The sequence below is a fragment of the Brevibacterium sp. SMBL_HHYL_HB1 genome, from assembly GCF_018208375.1.
Lineage (GTDB): Bacteria > Actinomycetota > Actinomycetes > Actinomycetales > Brevibacteriaceae > Brevibacterium > Brevibacterium intestinavium.
Window position 1 is genome coordinate 4,117,379 of sequence record NZ_CP062936.1, and the last position, 17,453, is coordinate 4,134,831.

A 17,453-nucleotide genomic window follows, 5' to 3' on the forward strand; every position below is an offset into this window, starting at 1 on the left:
ATGAAGATCAGCAGAACTGGGAGGTAGACTTCTGCGGGATAGTGATCGCTGGCCGCCAGTCGAATCATCCACGGTCCGAATAGTGTCTACACCCAAGGTCGATTAGTGGAAATCATCTTCGTCGTCGTGCTTGTCATAGCACTGGCACTGTTCTTCGACTTCACCAATGGCTTTCACGATACAGCCAATGCCATGGCCACTCCGATCGCCACGGGAGCGATCAAACCCAAAACGGCGGTCACTCTCGCCGCGATCCTCAACCTCGTCGGTGCCTTCCTCTCCACGGAGGTGGCCAAGACCATCTCCGGCGGAATCATCAGAGAAGGCAATGGGGGAGTCCAGATCACCCCCGACTTCATCCTCGCCGGTCTCATCGGCGCGATCATCTGGAACATGGCCACCTGGCGCTTCGGCCTCCCGTCCTCGTCGTCCCACGCGCTCTTCGGCGGCCTCATCGGTGCGGCCATCGTCGGCGCCGGACTCAACTCCGTCGATTTCGGAGTGTTCCTGTCCAAGGTCGTCATCCCGGCGCTGGCAGCCCCGATCATCGCGGGCGTCAGCGCCTATATGTGCACCCGCATCGCCTATGCGATCACCCGCCGCAACGAGGAGGGCAAGACCGCTCGCCGGGCTCCCTTCAAGTACGGGCAGATCTTCTCCTCTTCGCTGGTGGCGCTGTCGCACGGGACGAACGATGCGCAGAAGACGATGGGCGTGATCACCCTCGTGCTCGTCTCCGCGAATCTGCAGGAGCACGGGACCGGCCCGCACATCTGGGTCATCACCTCGTGTGCCCTGGCGATCGCGCTCGGCACCTACATCGGCGGCTGGCGCATCATCGACACCCTCGGCACGAAGCTGACGACGGTCAAGGCCGCTCAGGGTCTGTCGGCCGAGACCTCGACCGCCGCCGCCATTCTCGCCTCGTCGCACCTCGGCTTCGCCCTGTCGACGACGCAGGTGGCCTCCGGTTCGGTCCTCGGTTCGGGCCTGGGGCGCAAAGGCGCCGACGTCCAGTGGTCGACGGCCGGACGCATCGCCTCGGGGTGGCTGCTGACGATTCCCGCTGCCGCCATCGTCGGCGCGGTCGCCGCCGGCATCGCACACCTGGGGACGATCGGCATCCTCATCGACACCGCCATCGCCGTGGTCGTCGTCCTCTGGATCTACCTGAGTTCGCGTCAGGTCGAAGAGACCGACCTCTCGGGCTTCGACACCGTCGGCGAAGCCGTCAACATCCGCGGTCGCAAGCGCAAGCTGCGCAAGGACCGCAACCGCAAGCGAGCCATGGCCAAGCGGAAGGCCCGCCGCGAGGCGTGGGAGGAGAAGCAGGCGGCCAAGGAGAAGCGTCGCGCCGCTCGGAAAGCGAAGAAGAACGGATCCGTCGCAGACACCGAGGCCGAGTCCGGCGCGAGCTCCGGCAAGGGTACGGACTCCGCCAAGGGCGCGAAGGCCGGCAAGGGCGCGAACTCCGGCAAGGGCGCGAAGGCCGAGTCGACGGCGGCCGGCACGTCAGCGGATTCGGGCGCCTCTTCGACCGGGGCCGATGCGAGCGATAAGGGAGACGCGAAATGATCGAATGGAGCTCGTTCCTCATCGTTGCCGCCGCGACCTGGATCTCGGCAGTCATCGTCATCACGCTGTTCTCCACGGCGGTGCGGATGCGCGCCTCGCACCTCGATCGGGTCGAGGAGGGGCGCAGAAGTCCTGCGCTTCAGTTCGCCTACTGGGCGGTCTTCGGCATCTGCGGACTCGTCGTCATCCTCGGCGTCTACCTCATCGTCCCCGCACTGCACGGAGCCTGAGCCTCAGGCACGGCCCGTTCCGGAGTTTGCGGTCGCACCAGGGCACTTGCGCCTCCCGGCCAGAGCCCCTCGCGGTATTTTCGACGCCCGGGGCTGCCGCCTTGGCAGGTGCTCTTCGCGGCATGAACTCGCATCGGGCACCTTTGGCCGCGATTCCTACCGTTGCACTGGTGCGCAACGTCTCTTCGGAGACGCATTGCGGCGCATAGTCTGAGATGCCGCTGACGGTGGACGCAATTTCCGGGAAGCGGCCCTCGAGATGCGGCCCGACTCGTCCACGACCCGGCACCAAGACGAGGCATCTACACTCGACCTGTGACAATTCGACAGAATGACCCTGGGCTTTCTGCAGATCTGCTCAAGGAAATCGCCCGGGTCGATCACCGCCGCCTCGACCGGTGGACCGCGGAAATGCGCCGCAATGGTCGCGTGGTGCTGCGGACGAACCTGTTCAAGACGATTGTGTGGGACCTCGTCTGCTGGCTGTTCGTCGGAGCGAGCATCTTGATGTTCACCGTCAATGCGGGCTCATGGAACCCGCTGTCCGAAGACTTCGGCGGTTGGCTGGTGTTCTTCTTCTTGCTGGTGTTCGCCGCAGGTTTTGTGCTGTTCGGCCTGGGCGCAGTGCTGTGGACATTCATCTTTCCCCTCGTGCGACCGCAGCTGGTCGTGTCGCGGTGGGGTGTGGAAGCCTCGTGGTGGAAGCCCGGCGGACGGACGATACGGTTCGCGGCCCCGTGGACGGGCATCGTCAGCCTGGGCGGACAGTTTCTGCCGAGGAGATGGCCGATGCCGGACGGGCTGATCGTGACGATCACTGCTCATGGGGCCACCGCTCATCAGAACAGGTTGATGGGCAGGAAACCGGCGATGGTCACCCACCGCGTATCGACCATGCTTCACGGGCGCTCGCGTGATGTGCTGGCATTTCTCGTGCAGGTGAGAGGGGCGCCCCCGGGGCAGAGCTGAGTCCGTTCCGTGCCACCTCAACGGGACACGAAGATCCCCCAGCCACCTCGGCGGCGGTTGGGGGATCCTCAGCGGCCGGAGGGCTCAGGCCCTCAGGGGCTCAATCAAGCGAATCGGCCCGGACCGGCGAGCCGATGCGACTCAGGCCAGGCCGAGGCGCTCGCGGAGCTTGTCGACCTCATTGCGCAGTTCGGTCGGAACCGAATCGCCGAGCTCGGCGTACCATTCCTCGATGAGTCCGAGTTCGGTCTCCCACTCCTCGGGCTTGATGGCCAGTGCCTTGCGCAGCTGCTCGTCGGTGAAGTCGAGACCCTCTGTGTCCAGACCGCCCTCGACCGGGGTCAGGCCCAGCGGGGACTCGACGGCCTCGGCGGTGCCGGCCACGCGCTCGAAGATCCACTTGAGGACGCGCGAGTTCTCGGAGAATCCGGGCCACAGGAACGAGTTGTCGTCATCGCGACGGAACCAGTTGACGTAGAAGATCTTCGGCAGCTGAGCACCTTCGGTGTTGCCGATGTCGAGCCAGTGCTGGAGGTAGTCACCGACGTTGTAGCCGATGAACGGGCGCATGGCCATGGGATCGCGGCGGACGACGCCGACGGCCCCGGTGGCGGCGGCCGTGGTCTCCGAGGACAGCACCGAACCCATGAACACGCCGTGTGTCCAGTCCTTGGTCTCGGTCACCAGCGGCATCGTGGTCTTGCGACGACCGCCGAAGAGGATGGCCGAGATCGGCACACCGTTCGGGTTCGTCCACTCCGGGGCCAGCGTGGGGACGTTCGCGATCGGGGTGCAGAAGCGCGAGTTCGGGTGAGCGGCGGGAGTCTCGGACTCGGGAGTCCAGTCGTTGCCCCTCCAGTCGGTCAGATGCGCCGGCGTCTCGTCGGTCTTGCCTTCCCACCACACATCTCCGTCGTCGGTCAGAGCGACGTTGGTGAAGATGTTGCCGCCGGCCTCGATGGCGCGCATCGCGGTCGGGTTCGTGGTGTAGCCGGTGCCCGGCGCGACGCCGAAGAGACCGAATTCGGGGTTGACGGCGTAGAGCTGACCGTCGGCGCCGAAGCGCATCCAGGCGATGTCGTCACCGAGAGTCTCGGCCTTCCAGCCGGGGATGGTCGGTTCGATCATGGCGAGGTTGGTCTTGCCGCAGGCCGAGGGGAACGCGGCGGCGATGTACTTGACCTCGCCCTCCGGGCTGGTCAGCTTGAGGATGAGCATGTGCTCGGCCAGCCAGCCTTCGTCGCGAGCGATCGCCGAGGCGATGCGCAGGGCGTAGCACTTCTTGCCCAGCAGCGCGTTGCCGCCGTAGCCGGAGCCGAACGACCAGATCGCACGCTCTTCCGGGAAGTGGGTGATGTACTTCGTGGGGTTGCAGGGCCAGGCGACATCGTCCTGTCCTGCTTCCAGCGGAGCGCCGACCGAGTGGACGCACTCGACGAACTCCGCGTCCTGGGCCTCGATCGCGTCGAGGGCGTACTTGCCCGAGCGCGCCATGACGAGCATGGAGAGGACGACGTAGGGAGAGTCCGTGACCTCGATGCCGAACATCGGCTGATCCGCCTCGGCATGGCCCATGACGAAGGGGATGACGTACATGGCGCGTCCGCGCATCGAGCCGTCGAACAGTCCGTTCAGCGTCTGCTTCATCTCGTCCGGGGCGACCCAGTTGTTGAGCGGGCCGGCGTCCTTCTCGTCGACGGAGCAGATGTAGGTGCGATCTTCGACGCGGGCGACGTCCTCGGGGTCGGAGGCCGCGTAGTAGGAGTCCTCGGTTCCGGCCACGCGCACAATGGTCCCGGACTCGACGAGCTGCTCGGCGATCCGGTTCTTCTGTTCGTCGGAACCATCGACCCAGACGATCTCGTCCGGGGTGGTGAGGGAGGCGATCCGGCCGACGAACGACAGCACCGATTCGTTGTCGGTCGGGGCGTTCTTCAGCTGGTCAGCGACGACATCATGGTCGAGGACAGTCATGAGTGGTCTCCTGTTGGGTCGAGAGTGCGGGGGTTTCGTCTCGGGCGGTGGCTGATTCCGTCGAGCGGTTGGTACACCTCCACCGTAGGATGGGGACAGCCGCGAAAATCGCCGGTTTCGGTCACGTGAAGATGTGCATTGGATCACAACGCAGTCACTTTTGACGTGAAAGAAGCAATCAATTGACGTTTCTTTTCAGTATTATGACGTGCAATTTCAGTGGGAGTCTGTACTGAAATCTGCCGGTTCTCATCCGTCGATCCGCGTTCGGTTTCCGAACGGACCCGTTCGCCGAGGCCGCTCCTGCCCTCTCATGCGGAAATGCGCACCTCATGCGAAGGCGGGCGAGTGTGGCGAAGCGCACGTTGGGGCGATTTGAGCTGGAGTGAGCACGGTGTGTATAGTTGATCGAGTTGCAGGGCGATGGCCTAGGCAACACGCGCCACTAGCTCAACGGATAGAGCATCTGACTACGGATCAGAAGGTTGGGGGTTCGAATCCCTCGTGGCGCACCGAAGAGGAAGTCCCCCGCCAGTTCTGGCGGGGGACTTCTTGTCTGTTCTGCCCTGACCGAGTGCCGATGATCAGTCCTTGACGGCGAGCACCGGGACGGGGGAGTCGAGAAGCAGCCTCTGACTGATCGATCCGATGAGCATCTTGCCTACTCGGGACCGGCGGCGCATCCCGATGACGAGGCGGACGACCTCGGGGCGGTCCTCGAGTTCGTCGAGGACCGCCTCGGCGGGGTCCCGGTCACCGCGGCCCTTGCGGTTGATGACGGTGTAGTCGATTCCGCTCTCGTCGAGGGCTGAGGTGTCGAACGAGGAGGCGAGACCGAGCGGAACGATGACGAGGTCGGTGTCGAGGAGTTCGGCTTCGGCGATGGCGGCGGTGACAGCCGAAGCACCCTCCTTGCGGTCAGGAACGGCGACCAGGATCGACATGATGGACTCCTTCGTGGCAGAGATCGGAAGACGAGGTTGGCGAGCTCGGGCGGTTTCGGCGAGGGCCGAAGGGGCGAGTGACTGGGACAGGGTGTCTCATCTTACTCACCGTACTTCGCGCGGAACTCGGCCTCGAGGTCCTCGAGGGTCTTGTTCCGGGTTTCGGGAACGAAGAAGTAGATGAACAGAAGCGCCAGCACTCCGAGCCCGGCGAAGAGGAAGAAGGTGTTCGAGATCCCGAGCCCGCTGACCACGCTCGGGAAGAACTGGGCGACGGCGGCGTTTGCCATCCACAGTGCGAACACGCAGATGCCCATTGCGAAGGAGCGGATCTTGAGCGGGAAGATCTCGGCGAGCATGAGCCATACGAGCGGTCCCAGCGTTCCCTGCATGGAGAAGACGAACAGGACGATGAAGACGAGGATCGCATAGGCCTTGAAGGTCCCGTCGGGTAGGAACACGGCAGAGAGGCCGATGAGCAGGTGGAAGGAACTGGTCAGCGTGAATCCGCCGATGAGCATGAACCGGCGTGGAAGCCGGTTGATGAGCAGGATGCCGACGGTGACGCCGAGGACGGAGAAGAGCCCGTTGAAGGTGTTCGCGATGATCGCGGCATCGGCGGAGAACCCGGCGTTGGTCAGCAGCTGAGTGCCGTAGTACATGACCGAGTTGATGCCTGTCAGCTGTTGGGCGATGCCCAGACCGACTCCGATGAGGACGAGTCTGAGCACCCATTTCGAGGCGAGGTCGGACACGCCGCCGGTCTTCGATTCCTCTTCCTGCGCGGCGAGGATCTCGACTTCCTTCATCTCCGCCTCAGCCCGTTCGTCGGAGCGGACCTGCTTGAGGACTCCCAGAGCCTGTTCGTCGCGGTTCTTCGCGATCAGCCAGCGGGGACTCTCGGGCAGGAAGAGCATCCCGATCAGCAGCGCGATGGCCGGCAGAACAGCGACGGCGAGCATGTAGCGCCACACGCCCTCGTGCTCGCCCCAGATGTTGAAGATGATCGCGTTGATGACGAAGGCGGCGAACTGACCGACGACGATCATCACCTCGTTGCGGGTCACGAGCGAGCCGCGCTTCTCGAAGGGAGCGAGCTCGGCCAGATAGACCGGCACGGTCGTCGATGCCGCACCGACGGCCAGGCCGAGGAAGAAGCGCGCTCCGGCGAGGAACTGCCAGTTCGGGGCCAGTGAGCAGGCCAGAGTTCCGACGATGAAGAAGGTGGCCAGGAGCAGGATGTTCGAGCGTCGCCCGAAGGCGTCGGAGAGCCGCCCGCCGATGACGGCACCGAAGGCCGCACCGATGGTCAGGAAGCTGACGACGATGCCCTCGGTGCGCGGAGTCAGTCCGAAATCGTGGGTCAGCGGTTCGAGGGCGCCGTTGACGACGCCGGTGTCGTAGCCGAACAGCAGTCCGCCGAATGTGGCGACGACGGCGATGATGCCCAGGCGTGAGGTGTGCGGACCCTTGGTGTAGGGTGGAAGGTCCACCAGCGACTTGTGTTGACCGCTCATGGTGTTCACTCTCCTTCGAATGATTCTCTGGTGATCCGTCGGACAGCTCGCAGAGGAATCCGACAGGCAGCCCCACAACGCTGTGGTGACGGGTCGTCCCACCGCTTCGAGGCGTCAGGGCGGCCCCACCATGTCGAAGTGGTGCGGTGGAGCAGGACTGTTCAGTTGTGGTGCCGTTGCCGGTGCTGGTGCCGGGACCGCGCACCGACTGCGATGCCGCGCACCGACTGTGGCACCGGTGCGCGGCGGTGGTCAGTCGCGGGTGTCGGCCGATGACGAGGCGATGAGTTCGTCGATGCGCTGCTTCTGATAGCGGCTGACGGCATCGTTGTTCTCGTTCTCGCCGAAGACGTTGGACACGATGAGTCCGTCCTCGCGGTCGAGGAACCCGGTTCTGCGCAGGGTCGCGAACAGTGCGTCGAAGTCGACATCGCCGTCTCCGACCTTGAGGTGCTGATGCACCCGCGCCGAGGTGGTCGGCGGGTTCGCGATGTAGCGCAGTCCGTTCGAGGCCCGGTGGTCGAAGGCGTCGGAGATGTAGACGGCGTTCAGCCGCTCGCCGAGTTCATCGGCCAGGGTCTCGAGGCAGTCACCGTAGTGAAAGGTGTGGGAAGCGACGTAGACGAAGCCGACTGATGCGGAGTCGAGTCCGCGCAGGACCCTCCACGCCTCGTGTCCGTCCTCGACGAAGTCATCAGGGTGTGGGTCGATGTTCAGGCGCATCCCCTCCCGCTCGATGATCGGCAGAAGTTCATCCATCGACCGGTAGAACGACTCCTCGGAGTCCTCGAAGGCTTCGGGACGTCCGCTGAATTCGGTGTTGATCGTCTTCACGCCGAGGTCGACGGCGATCTCGATGACGCGGCGGAAGTTCTTCACCGCCGCCGCCCGCTTGGCCTCGTCGGGCCAGGAGATCCGCTGCACGGGCAGCAGGGCCGGAACCGTGATGCCGGCGGCTTCGACGGCGCGCTTGAAACGCCGGATGAGGTCGCGGTCCATCTTCGGGTACCGGAAGTGGGTGGCGAAGTCCGGGTGAGGGGTCAGCTGCAGGAAGTCGTACCCGAGGTCCGCGGTGGCGGAGGGGAAATCGAGCAGACGGTGTGTCGGATGCAGCGGGGTGGGATCGTAGGCGATCTTCATTGGTGCTCCAGGTGATCCAGTGATGTCAGTGTCGGATGGCAGACGGGAGAGGCAGGACGGAAGGCGGCCGGCGTCAGCGGTAGAAGGCGGGGACCTCCGGCAGATCGAGGGTGCGGGGTTTGCCGTCGAACAGCGAGGCGACGCCCTCGCGGCAGGCCACGGCCACCTTGTAGCCGTCCCAGGCCGAAGGTCCGGCGATGGTTCCGCGGCGGGCGGCATCGACCCAGGCCTGAACCTGGTCGTCGTAGGCGGTGGCGAAGCGAGTGGTGAAATCGGCGTGCTCGGCGAGTCCGGAGCGTCCCCGGTGCCACAGTTGCAGGCCGTGCGTTTCGCCGATCCGGGCGATGCCGGAGTCGAAGACCGCCTCGGTGGTCACCTGGTAGCCGAACTGGATGCTCACGTTCATCTCGAGATCGACCAGGGTGCCGTTGGCGAGTTCCATGAGCACCAGGATCGGCTCCTTGAGCCTCTCGGGTGTCAGCCGGTTGCGGCGAGTGTGTTTGACCTCGAGGCCGACGATCGGCGAGTCCGCCAGCCACGGAACGACATCGAACTCGTGGACGACCGAGTCGTTGATCAGCGATTCCTGCTGGTACGAGTCGGGCACCGTGGGATTGCGGTGGGCGCAGCGGAGCATGAGCAGCTGACCGGCCTCCTCGCTGACGATGAGCTCGCGCAGCTGCCGGTATTCGGGATCGAAGCGGCGCATGAAGCCGACCTGGATGAGCTGGCGGCCGGTGGCCTGTTCTGCCTCGAGGACCCGCCACGAGGATTCGGGGTCCGTCGTCAGCGGCTTCTCGCACAGGATCGGCACCCCCGCCGCGAGGCAGGGCAGCAGCACCTGTTCGTGGAGGAAGCCGGGAGTGGCGATGAGCACACCATCGACCGCATCGGCCTCGAGGGCGTCTTCGATGCGTGAGTAGCCGGTCGCTCCCGGGGCGTTCTCCAGCGCCGAGGCGAGCCGGGGCTGATCGGGGTCGACGACCGCTGAGACTCGGGCGCCGCTGATCGTCGAGGTGATGCGTTTGACGTGGTCGGCACCCATCATGCCGGCGCCGACGATGCCGACGCGGAAGTCCTGGGGCGGATCTGAAGCGGTCATTGTCACTCCTGTGTGTCTGCGAGGTTGTGTGTCGGTGAAGCTGTGTGGGTCTGCGGCGGGCGGCCCGATCGGCGAAGCGTGGTGGTCACCGGTCGACGACGGCCGCCTCGGTGGAGGTCAGGATCGTCTGCAGCGTCCGCTGGGCGATCGGGAAGGGGGCATCGACGCTGCAGCCGAACATGTCCTGCTCGACGATGGCGAAGATGTCCTCATCGAGTGCGGCGACGGCCTCGATGATCGGATCGAGCGGAGGGACCCCCTGATCGGGTTCGACCATGATGCCGGCTCCCACGGCGTCCCCGAACGGCGTGTCGGACTTGAGCACATCGAAGATCATGACCGGATCGACCTGCTTGAGGTGCAGGTAGCCGATCCGCGAGGGATGGTCGGCGATGAGTCCCAGGTTGTCCCCGCCGTAATAGGAGAAGTGCCCGGTGTCGAGGCAGAGGTTCGTGTAGCGCTCATCGGTGAGTTCGAGGAAGCGCTCGACCTCCGAATGCGTGCCCACATGCGAATCGGCGTGGGAATGGAACTGCTGGCTGAGACCGAACTCCTCATACAGCGCCTTGCCCAGACTGTCGTGGCCGGCGGCCATGCGCGCCCACTGTTCGTCATCGAGGGTGCGCGGCTCGAGGGCCTGGCCGGTGGTGTCGGAGCGCCAAAGGTCGGGGATGACGACGATGTGCTCGCCGCCGAGTTCGGCGGTCAGGGACGCGACCGCTTCGGCCTGCCTCCAGGCCCGATCGAACTGGTCGTCCGTCTTGTGGAAGCCGGTGAACACGGTGCCGCCGGAGAGTTTGAGTCCGCGGGATGCGAGCTCCTCACGCAGCTGGTTCGGGTCCGTGGGCAGGTAGCCGTAGGGACCGAGCTCGATCCACGTGTACCCGGCCTCCACCACCTCGTCGAGGAAGCGCTGCCAGGGGACCTGGCCGGGATGGTCGGGCAGCCAGACGCCCCAGGAGTCGGGGGCGGTGCCGATGCGAAGTGACTGCGTCGTCATTGGTGTGTCCTAAGATCAGGGTTCTTCTGAGTTCATCGCTGGCCCATGGGGGACGCCGATCGGGCCGGGCCCGACCCTCACAGGAGCGGGCGCTGGGTGCTGCGTTCGTCCTCGTAGGCGGCGCGGGCGGCCTGGGTGTCGGCCATCGTCGAGGCGGCCGCGGCGGGCACGTCCCACCAGCCCTCACCCTCGGGGGCGTAGACGAGCGGGTCGGAGTTGATGTGGATGAGCGTCGAGGTCTCGGCCGCACGTGCGGCTTTGACGGCCTCGGTCAGCCGGGCCCCGGCCCCGGCCCCGGGCTCGATCTCGACGACGTCGATGCCGTAGGAGCGGGCGTTGGCAGCGAGGTCGACGGGCAGGACCTCATCGGTGCGGAACTCCGGTGAGTCCGCGTCGTACTTCCGGTACCAGGTGCCGAACCGCGGCGCCCCCACGGTTTCGGACAGGTGCCCGATCGAGGCGTAGCCGTGGTTCTGGATGAGCACGACGATGAGCTTGAGCCCTTCGGCGACCGCGGTGACCAGCTCAGTGTGGAGCATGAGGTAGGATCCGTCGCCGACCATGACGACGACATCGCGGTCGTCTCCGGCGGCGTCGATGGCCCGACGGACGCCGAGTCCGCCGGCGATCTCGTAGCCCATGCAGGAGAACGCGTACTCGACGTGATAGCCGAGCGCGTCACGGGTCCGCCAGAGCTTCTGCAGATCCCCGGGCAGGGACCCGGCGGCCTGGACGACGACATCGCGGGGCCCGGTGGCCCGGTTGACGGCCCCGATGATCTCGGGCTGACCGGGCAGCTCGGCATCGGTGTGAGCGGTGGAAGCGTCGACCTCGGCGTTCCAGTTCGCCTTCTCGGTCTCGACCCGACGACTGTGGACCGACTCGACCCGGAACCGGCCGAGGCTGCCGCTCAGCCCCTGCAGTCCCGCGCGGGCGTCGGCGACGATCGGATAGCGGCTGCCGTGCTTGTAGGCGTCGAAGCCGGCGACGTTGAGGTTGACGAAGCTCACGTCCGGGTTGGCGAAGGCCGTGCGGCTCGAGGTCGTGAAATCGCTGTAGCGGGTGCCGATGCCGATGATCACGTCCGCCGAGGCGGCGATCCGGTTCGCTGCCGCCGAGCCGGTGGCTCCGACCCCGCCGAGGTTGAGAGGATGATCGTGATCGAGCGCTCCGCCGCCGGCCTGGGTGGTGGCCACGGGGATGCCGGTCGCCTCGGCGAAGGAGCGCAGCTCGTCTTCGGCCTCGGAGTAGATGACCCCGCCGCCGGCGATGATCAGCGGTTCCTTCGCCTGGCGGATCGCGGCGGCCGCGCGGTCGAGGGGTCCGGGTTCGGGCAGGGGGCGGCGGATGTGCCACTCGCGTTCGGCGAGGAATTCCTCGGGAACGTCGACGAGCTCGGCCTGGACGTCCTCGGGCAGGGCGATGGTCACGGCCCCGGTCTCCGCCGGATCCGTGAGCACCCGCATCGCGGCCAGGGCGATGGAGAAGAGCTGTTCGGGCCTCTCGACCCGGTCGAAGAACCGGGAGAGCGGACGGAAGGCATCCGTGACCTGCAGTGATGTGTCATGCGGGTGCTCGAGCTGCTGCAGGACCGGGTCGGCGACGCGGGTGGCGAAGGCGTCCGAGGGCAGGAGCAGGACCGGCAGCCGGTTGGCCGTGGCCAGGGCCGCGCCGGTGAGCATGTTCGACGCACCGGGACCCACCGAGGCGGCCGCGGCGAAGGTCGAGCGCCGACGGTTCATCCGCGCGAAGCCCGCGGCCTGATGGACCATGGCCTGTTCATTGCGGCCCTGGTGGTAGGGCATGGCATGCGGATCCTCATGACCGAGCTGGCGCAGGGCCTGACCGATGCCGCCGATGTTGCCGTGTCCGAAGATGCCGAACGTGCCGGCGATGGTCCGCACCCGCACATCGCCGTCGACGGTGTACTGGCGGGAGAGGAACGTCATCAGCGCCTGAGCGACCGTCATCGTGGTCATGTCACTTCTCCTTCGAAGGCTCGTAGGGCAGGCGGGAGTCGAACTCGAGGTCCTCCCACTCCTCGCGGACCCAGCCGTGAGCGGGATCGTCGCTGATCAGCCACACCCGCTCCTCGTCGGGGCCGGCCATGACGTTGAGGTAGTAGTTGTCGTAGCCGGGGGCGGCGGCCAGCGGCCCGTGGTAGCCGAAGGGCACGAGCGCGATGTCGCCGGTGCGCACCGTCGCCGAGGTGGTGATCTCACCGGCGGCCGAGGAGTAGGTCGAGAACAGGGAGAACGGATCGGCCTCGGCCGGTGCCCGGCAGCCGCGGGAGACCGCGGTCTCGAAGTAGTAGATCTCCTCGAGGCGGGACTCGGATCCGGCGATCGCCTCATCGTGTTTGTGCGGGGGATAGGACGACCAGTTGCCGCCGGGGGTGATGACCTCGCAGGCGATGATCTTCACGCAGTCGAGTCCGGCCGGGGTGGCGAAGTTGTGGACCTGGCGGCTGGAGATGCCCGAACCGCGCAGTTCGACGGGAACCTCGGCGGCGGACATGAACTGGACGGGTCGGGTCTCCTCGGTCGATGCCTCGGCGACGGCGATCCGTCCGGCGGGCGAGGACAGGGCGGCACTGGTCCCGGTCGGCAGGTAGAGGCAGTCGGCGGGACCGTGGAAGACCGAGGTCCGACCGCTCAGCTCCTGGCTGCCCGTGGTGCCGTCGGACAGGGTGTAGTCGACGGTGAACGTCTCACCGGCGAGCGGGACGATGACCCGTTCGACCGCGGCGGCGGGCAGATCGATCGAGGTCGGGAGCGTGCCTCCGGCCGTGGTGCCGGCAGGTGCCGAGGGCACGGCCAGGCCCGAGGCGTCTCCCAGGGTGACCGAGCGGAATCCGGTGTGCGCCCACCCTTCGATCCGTGCGTCGACGACGGAGTCGAATCCGTCTCGGGCGAGGGTGCCTGCAGTGTGGAACCATTCGTTGATCATGTCTTCAGATCCTCTCCTGTCCGTGGACGAGTTCGGCTGCACGGTCGACGGCCGAGACGAGGTCGCCGTCGGCGGGGTAGAGGATCGAGCGGCCGATCACGAGCCCGCGCACGCCGGGCAGCCCCAGAGCGCTCTCCCAGCTGCGGAAGGTCGCCTCGGGGTCGTTCGAGCGCTCCCCGCCGAGCAGCAGCGTCGGCAGCGTGGTCGCGGCCATGACCCGTTCCATGTCGTCGACGACGGGAATCTTCAGCCAGGTGTGGGTCGAGGTCGCCCCGAGGCCCTGGGCGATGCCGATGGAGTTGATGACGGCCTCGGGCGTGAGCCGGTTGCGGACCCTGCCGTCGACCCATTCGTTCATGAACGGTTCGAGCATGACGGGCAGATTCGCCTCGGCGCAGGCGTTGACGGCCTGCGCATTGGCCTCGAGGGCCGCCGGGGTCGCCGGGTCGTCGAGGTTGATCCGCAGCAGCGTCTTGGCCAGGTCGATGCCGTCGCGGGCCATCTGCGCCACGGTGTGTCCGGTGAACCGGTCGTCGATCTCGAAGCTCGAGCCGGCCAGGCCGCCGCGGTTCATCGACCCGACGACGAGCTTGTCCTCGAGGTGTCCGAGGAAGGCGAGGTCGTCGAGGATCTCCGCGGTGGCCAGCACACCATCCACTCCGGGCCGCGACAGGGCGGTGGCCAGGCGGGTGACGAGATCGGCGCGATCGGCCATCGCCAGGGCGTCCTCGCCGACCTTCATGGCCCCGCGGGCCGGGTGGTCGGCGGCGACGATGAACAGGCGCGAGTCGGTCCCGGCCAGCGTGCGGCGGGAGCGGCCGTTCCAGGCGCGGGTGATCGCGCCGGGGTCGGTGAAGCGGACCTGGCGCAGTGCGGCGAAGGCCTCGGCGTCGAGGTGCTCGGGCGCTGCCGAGTGCGTCGCAGGTGCCGCCGCGGTCGAGGAATCGGTGCTCATGCGCGGGCTCCCTTCGCCTCGGGGGCTCCGATGACGGCGGTGATCTCATCGGTCGTCGGCATCGCGGTCGAGCATTCGCGGCGGGTGGCCACGACGGCCCCGGCGACATTGGCGAAGCGCAGCAGGTAGTCGAGATCCCAGCCGGCCAGCAGTCCGTGGCACAGGGCTCCGCCGAAGCCGTCTCCGGCGCCGAGGCCGTTGACGACGTCGACGGGGTAGGGCGGAACCTCGACCCGCTCATCGGCGGTCTTCGCCAGCACGCCCTTGGGGCCCTGCTTGACGATCGCGAGTTCGACGCCGCGTTCGAGCAGGGCGTCGGCGGCGCGCTCGGGTTCGGTCTCGCCGACGGCGATCTCGCATTCCTCGCGGTTGCCCACGGCCACGGTGACGTGCTCGAGAGCGCGGGCCACCTCGGCGCTGGCGATCTGCGGGCTCTGCCAGAACATGGGCCGGTAGTCGAGGTCGAGCACGGTGTGCTCGGCACGCCCGCGCGCGGCCCAGGCGGCGTGATGGGTCCCGCGGCTGGGCTCGAGGCTCAGTCCGGTCACGGTGGCCCAGAAGATCTTCGCCGAGGCGATCTGCTCGAGGTCGAGGTCGGACTCGCTCAGGTCGAGGTCGGGTGCCTTCGGATCGCGGTAGAAGTAGAGCGGGAAGTCATCGGGCGGGAAGATCTCGCAGAAGGTCACGGGAGTGTTGTAGGTCGAGTTCGTCCCGACCCACCGGTTGTCCACGCCGAGGCGGGCGACCTCCTCGTGCAGGTACCGTCCGAAGGGGTCGTCACCGGTGGCGGTGATGACGGCGGAGTCGAGACCGTGCTTGGCGGCGGCGACGGCGACGTTCGAAGCCGAACCGCCGAGGTACTTGCCGAAGGTCTCGACCTGTTCGAGGCCGATGCCGTCCTGGAGCGGGTAGATGTCGACGCCGATGCGTCCGATCGTGATCAGGTCGAACGGCGAGGTTCGAGGTGCCGGTGTCGGCGAGGAGGTCATGGGGGCCATCCTTCTCTACGGCGGCGATGCCGTGGCGGTATTTGTTAGGACAAAGTATTTGTCATGACAATAGCACTGTTCGAGTGCGTCGTCACCCCTTGGGGGAAAATTTCTCCGGTGGCGGCAAGGGGCGATGCGGTCACGGATGGTGCGCGGAATGAGGCAGGGCGGCGGCAGGGCCCAGGCGCCGGCGAGGGCGTCGATGAGCAGGGTGCACGAGCGATGGAATGGGACGACCGAGCGGGCCGGTGGGTGCGAGTCTGCGGCCTCAGCGGGAGACGAGGGTGGTTTCGAAGGAGTAGAGATCGGGACGGTAGCAGTGGTCGCCCCATTCGACGATGGTGCCCGAGTGGTCGAGGGCGGTGCGATTCATCGTCAGCAGCGGTGAGCCGGTCTCGATTTCGAGCAGTTCGGCCTCGGCGGAATCGGCGGCCTTCGCGCCGATCGTCTGCTGAGCGACGGAGAAGACGACTCCGCGGGCCCGCAGGGTCTCGTAGAGGCCGGTGCTGACGAGCTCTTCGGCGGAGATGTCGGTGAAGGGGGCGGGCAGCACATTGTGCAGCACCGCCAGCGGCGTCGATCCGACCAGGCGCAGCCGCTGCAGGTGGAGGCTGGGGGTGCCGATCGGCACCCCCAGGTGCTCGGCCGCCTCCGCGTCGGCGGCTTCGACTCGGTGGGACAGGACGACGGTCGAGGGTGGGTTGCCGGACTTCTCGAGGTCCTCATAGAGGCTGGTGAGATCGACCGGCCGAGCCACAGGCCGTTGGATGACCTGTGTGCCGATCCCACGGCGGCGCACGAGCAGTCCCTTGTCGACGAGGTCCTGGATCGCCTGTCGGATCGTCGGTCGGGACAGGCCGATGCGCTTGGCCATCGCGACCTCGTTCTCCAGCCGGGTCCCGGCCACGAGGGTGCCGGCGGCGATGGCGGCTTCGAGCTTGCGGGCGATCTGGATGTAGAGGGGCATGGCTCCGGGGGAGCGGTCGAGGGGACCGAAGAACTCCGCAGGGAGCTCGGTCTCGGGTTCGCGTGCCATGGACTCCTGCCTCGTCGGGGATCTGTCTCGAGCTTACTCGGGCCGCCGCTGCCCGGGTGCGGTGACTCGCGCGGGCCACCGCACCCAGGTCGTCGTTTTCAGCGGCTGCGTGCGGTTCTCAGCGGCTGCGTGCGGCTCTCAGCAGCACCTCGGCGGCGGTCTGCAGTCCTTCGATCCGGCCGAGCGATTCGTCCTCGTGCTCGATGTGCACGGCCATATCCGCATCGACGCGGGACAGGGCGGCGACGAACCGGTTCCAGAAGTCCTGATCGTGGCCTTTGCCGAGGGCGACGAAGTCCCAGGCCGAGTTCTCCGGCCAGGCGCTGATCGCCGCCCCGCCGCGGATGTTCGTGATCCGGTCCCCGGTGAAGCGCGTGTGACGGTCGTCGAGGACCCCGTGGACCTTTGCGGCGTCGTTGATGCGCACGTCCTTGGCCGCGGCGTGGACGACGAGCTCGCCGAGGTGGTCGACGGCGGCGACCGGGTCGATGCCCTGCCAGAACAGGTGCGAGGGATCCATCTCCGCGCCGATGTTCGTCGCCGCGATCGTCTCGACGAGGCGTTCGAGCGTGGCCGGGTTGAACACGAGGTTGTGCGGGTGCATCTCGATGGCGATCTGCACGCCGTTGTCGGCGGCGAGGCGGTCGAGATCGCGCCAGATCGGGGTGGCCGCCTCCCATTGGGCGTCGCGGATGTCGAGCAGGGACGATTCCCAGGGGTTGACGATCCAGGTCGGCGATTGGGCGGTGGAATTCGCGCCGGGCAGGCCCGACATCGTCACCACGCGGGTCTGGCCGAGCCGGTTCGCGACCCTGATGGCCCGTTCGATGTCCGAGCGCGTCGGCGGGCCGATCTCGGGATTCGGATGCAGCGGGTTGCCGTTGGCGTTGAGACCGGCCAGCTCGACACCCGCCTCGGCGAAGGTGGCGAGATATTCGTCGCGGGCATCGTCGGAGGTCAGGATGTCATCGATCGTGGGCATATGGGCGGGTGGGAGGAATCCGCCGACGTTGATCTCGGCCGCGTCGAGGCCGAGATCCCTGATCACGGTCAGGGCGTCGGCCAGGGGCGGT

General features: G+C 66.8%; 15 protein-coding genes and 1 tRNA gene. 4 read left to right on the top strand and 12 right to left on the bottom strand.

Annotated elements, in window-relative coordinates; all coding sequences use genetic code 11:
- Positions 1 to 105: 105 nt before the first annotated feature.
- The 3 genes from IG171_RS18640 to IG171_RS18650 all read left to right on the top strand — a co-directional run bounded on the left by IG171_RS18640 (position 106) and on the right by IG171_RS18650 (position 2,774).
- Positions 106 to 1,575 carry an inorganic phosphate transporter gene (locus IG171_RS18640; protein WP_212128837.1) on the top strand — a complete coding sequence of 490 codons (1,470 nt, stop codon included), beginning with the start codon at positions 106 to 108 and terminating at the stop codon, positions 1,573 to 1,575.
- Entirely contained in the window at positions 1,572 to 1,805 is a 234-nt protein-coding gene (locus tag IG171_RS18645; RefSeq protein WP_212128839.1) for a hypothetical protein, read from the top strand. The genes IG171_RS18640 and IG171_RS18645 overlap by 4 nt, the downstream gene beginning before the upstream one ends.
- 315 nt (positions 1,806 to 2,120) lie before the next feature.
- Complete coding sequence (locus tag IG171_RS18650; RefSeq protein WP_212128841.1) at positions 2,121 to 2,774, top strand: hypothetical protein; 654 nt, start codon at positions 2,121 to 2,123, stop codon at positions 2,772 to 2,774.
- A 141-nt stretch (positions 2,775 to 2,915) separates the two neighbouring features.
- On the opposite strand, the gene IG171_RS18655 is transcribed toward IG171_RS18650, so the two are convergent.
- Entirely contained in the window at positions 2,916 to 4,748 is a 1,833-nt protein-coding gene (locus tag IG171_RS18655; protein ID WP_212128843.1) for a phosphoenolpyruvate carboxykinase (GTP), read from the bottom strand.
- 439 nt (positions 4,749 to 5,187) lie between these two features.
- Here IG171_RS18655 and IG171_RS18660 point away from each other — a divergent pair.
- Positions 5,188 to 5,260 (top strand) — tRNA-Arg (locus IG171_RS18660).
- Between the two features lie 72 nt (positions 5,261 to 5,332).
- Here the strand turns inward: IG171_RS18660 and IG171_RS18665 are convergent.
- From IG171_RS18665 to IG171_RS18715, 11 genes are all read right to left on the bottom strand, one after another.
- The gene (locus tag IG171_RS18665) at positions 5,333 to 5,692 is read right to left on the bottom strand and encodes a universal stress protein (protein ID WP_212128845.1); all 360 of its coding nucleotides are present in this window, start codon (positions 5,690 to 5,692) and stop codon (positions 5,333 to 5,335) included.
- A gap of 101 nt (positions 5,693 to 5,793) precedes the next feature.
- Positions 5,794 to 7,209 carry a sugar porter family MFS transporter gene (locus tag IG171_RS18670; RefSeq protein ID WP_212128847.1) on the bottom strand — a complete coding sequence of 472 codons (1,416 nt, stop codon included), beginning with the start codon at positions 7,207 to 7,209 and terminating at the stop codon, positions 5,794 to 5,796.
- A gap of 252 nt (positions 7,210 to 7,461) precedes the next feature.
- A complete protein-coding gene (locus tag IG171_RS18675; protein ID WP_212128849.1) occupies positions 7,462 to 8,349 on the bottom strand; it encodes a sugar phosphate isomerase/epimerase family protein in 888 nt (295 codons plus the stop codon).
- 73 nt (positions 8,350 to 8,422) lie between these two features.
- A complete protein-coding gene (locus tag IG171_RS18680; RefSeq protein WP_212128851.1) occupies positions 8,423 to 9,451 on the bottom strand; it encodes a Gfo/Idh/MocA family oxidoreductase in 1,029 nt (342 codons plus the stop codon).
- An 85-nt stretch (positions 9,452 to 9,536) separates the two neighbouring features.
- The gene (locus IG171_RS18685) at positions 9,537 to 10,451 is read right to left on the bottom strand and encodes a sugar phosphate isomerase/epimerase (protein WP_212128853.1); all 915 of its coding nucleotides are present in this window, start codon (positions 10,449 to 10,451) and stop codon (positions 9,537 to 9,539) included.
- A gap of 77 nt (positions 10,452 to 10,528) precedes the next feature.
- Positions 10,529 to 12,430, bottom strand: coding sequence for a 3D-(3,5/4)-trihydroxycyclohexane-1,2-dione acylhydrolase (decyclizing) (gene iolD / locus IG171_RS18690; RefSeq protein ID WP_212128855.1), 1,902 nt, complete (start codon positions 12,428 to 12,430; stop codon positions 10,529 to 10,531).
- Position 12,431: 1 nt separating this feature from the next.
- Positions 12,432 to 13,400, bottom strand: coding sequence for a 5-deoxy-glucuronate isomerase (gene iolB / locus IG171_RS18695; protein ID WP_212128857.1), 969 nt, complete (start codon positions 13,398 to 13,400; stop codon positions 12,432 to 12,434).
- 4 nt (positions 13,401 to 13,404) lie between these two features.
- Positions 13,405 to 14,355 (bottom strand): deoxyribose-phosphate aldolase, encoded by a 951-nt coding sequence (locus tag IG171_RS18700; RefSeq protein WP_249203841.1) that lies wholly within the window; start codon positions 14,353 to 14,355, stop codon positions 13,405 to 13,407.
- Positions 14,352 to 15,344, bottom strand: coding sequence for a 5-dehydro-2-deoxygluconokinase (iolC, locus tag IG171_RS18705; protein WP_212128859.1), 993 nt, complete (start codon positions 15,342 to 15,344; stop codon positions 14,352 to 14,354). The genes IG171_RS18700 and iolC overlap by 4 nt, the downstream gene beginning before the upstream one ends.
- Before the next feature lie 268 nt (positions 15,345 to 15,612).
- Positions 15,613 to 16,380, bottom strand: coding sequence for a GntR family transcriptional regulator (locus IG171_RS18710; RefSeq protein WP_212128861.1), 768 nt, complete (start codon positions 16,378 to 16,380; stop codon positions 15,613 to 15,615).
- A gap of 118 nt (positions 16,381 to 16,498) precedes the next feature.
- On the bottom strand, positions 16,499 to 17,428 hold the full coding sequence (locus IG171_RS18715; protein ID WP_349252131.1) for a sugar phosphate isomerase/epimerase: 930 nt from the start codon (positions 17,426 to 17,428) through the stop codon (positions 16,499 to 16,501).
- Between the last annotated feature and the right edge of the window lie 25 nt (positions 17,429 to 17,453).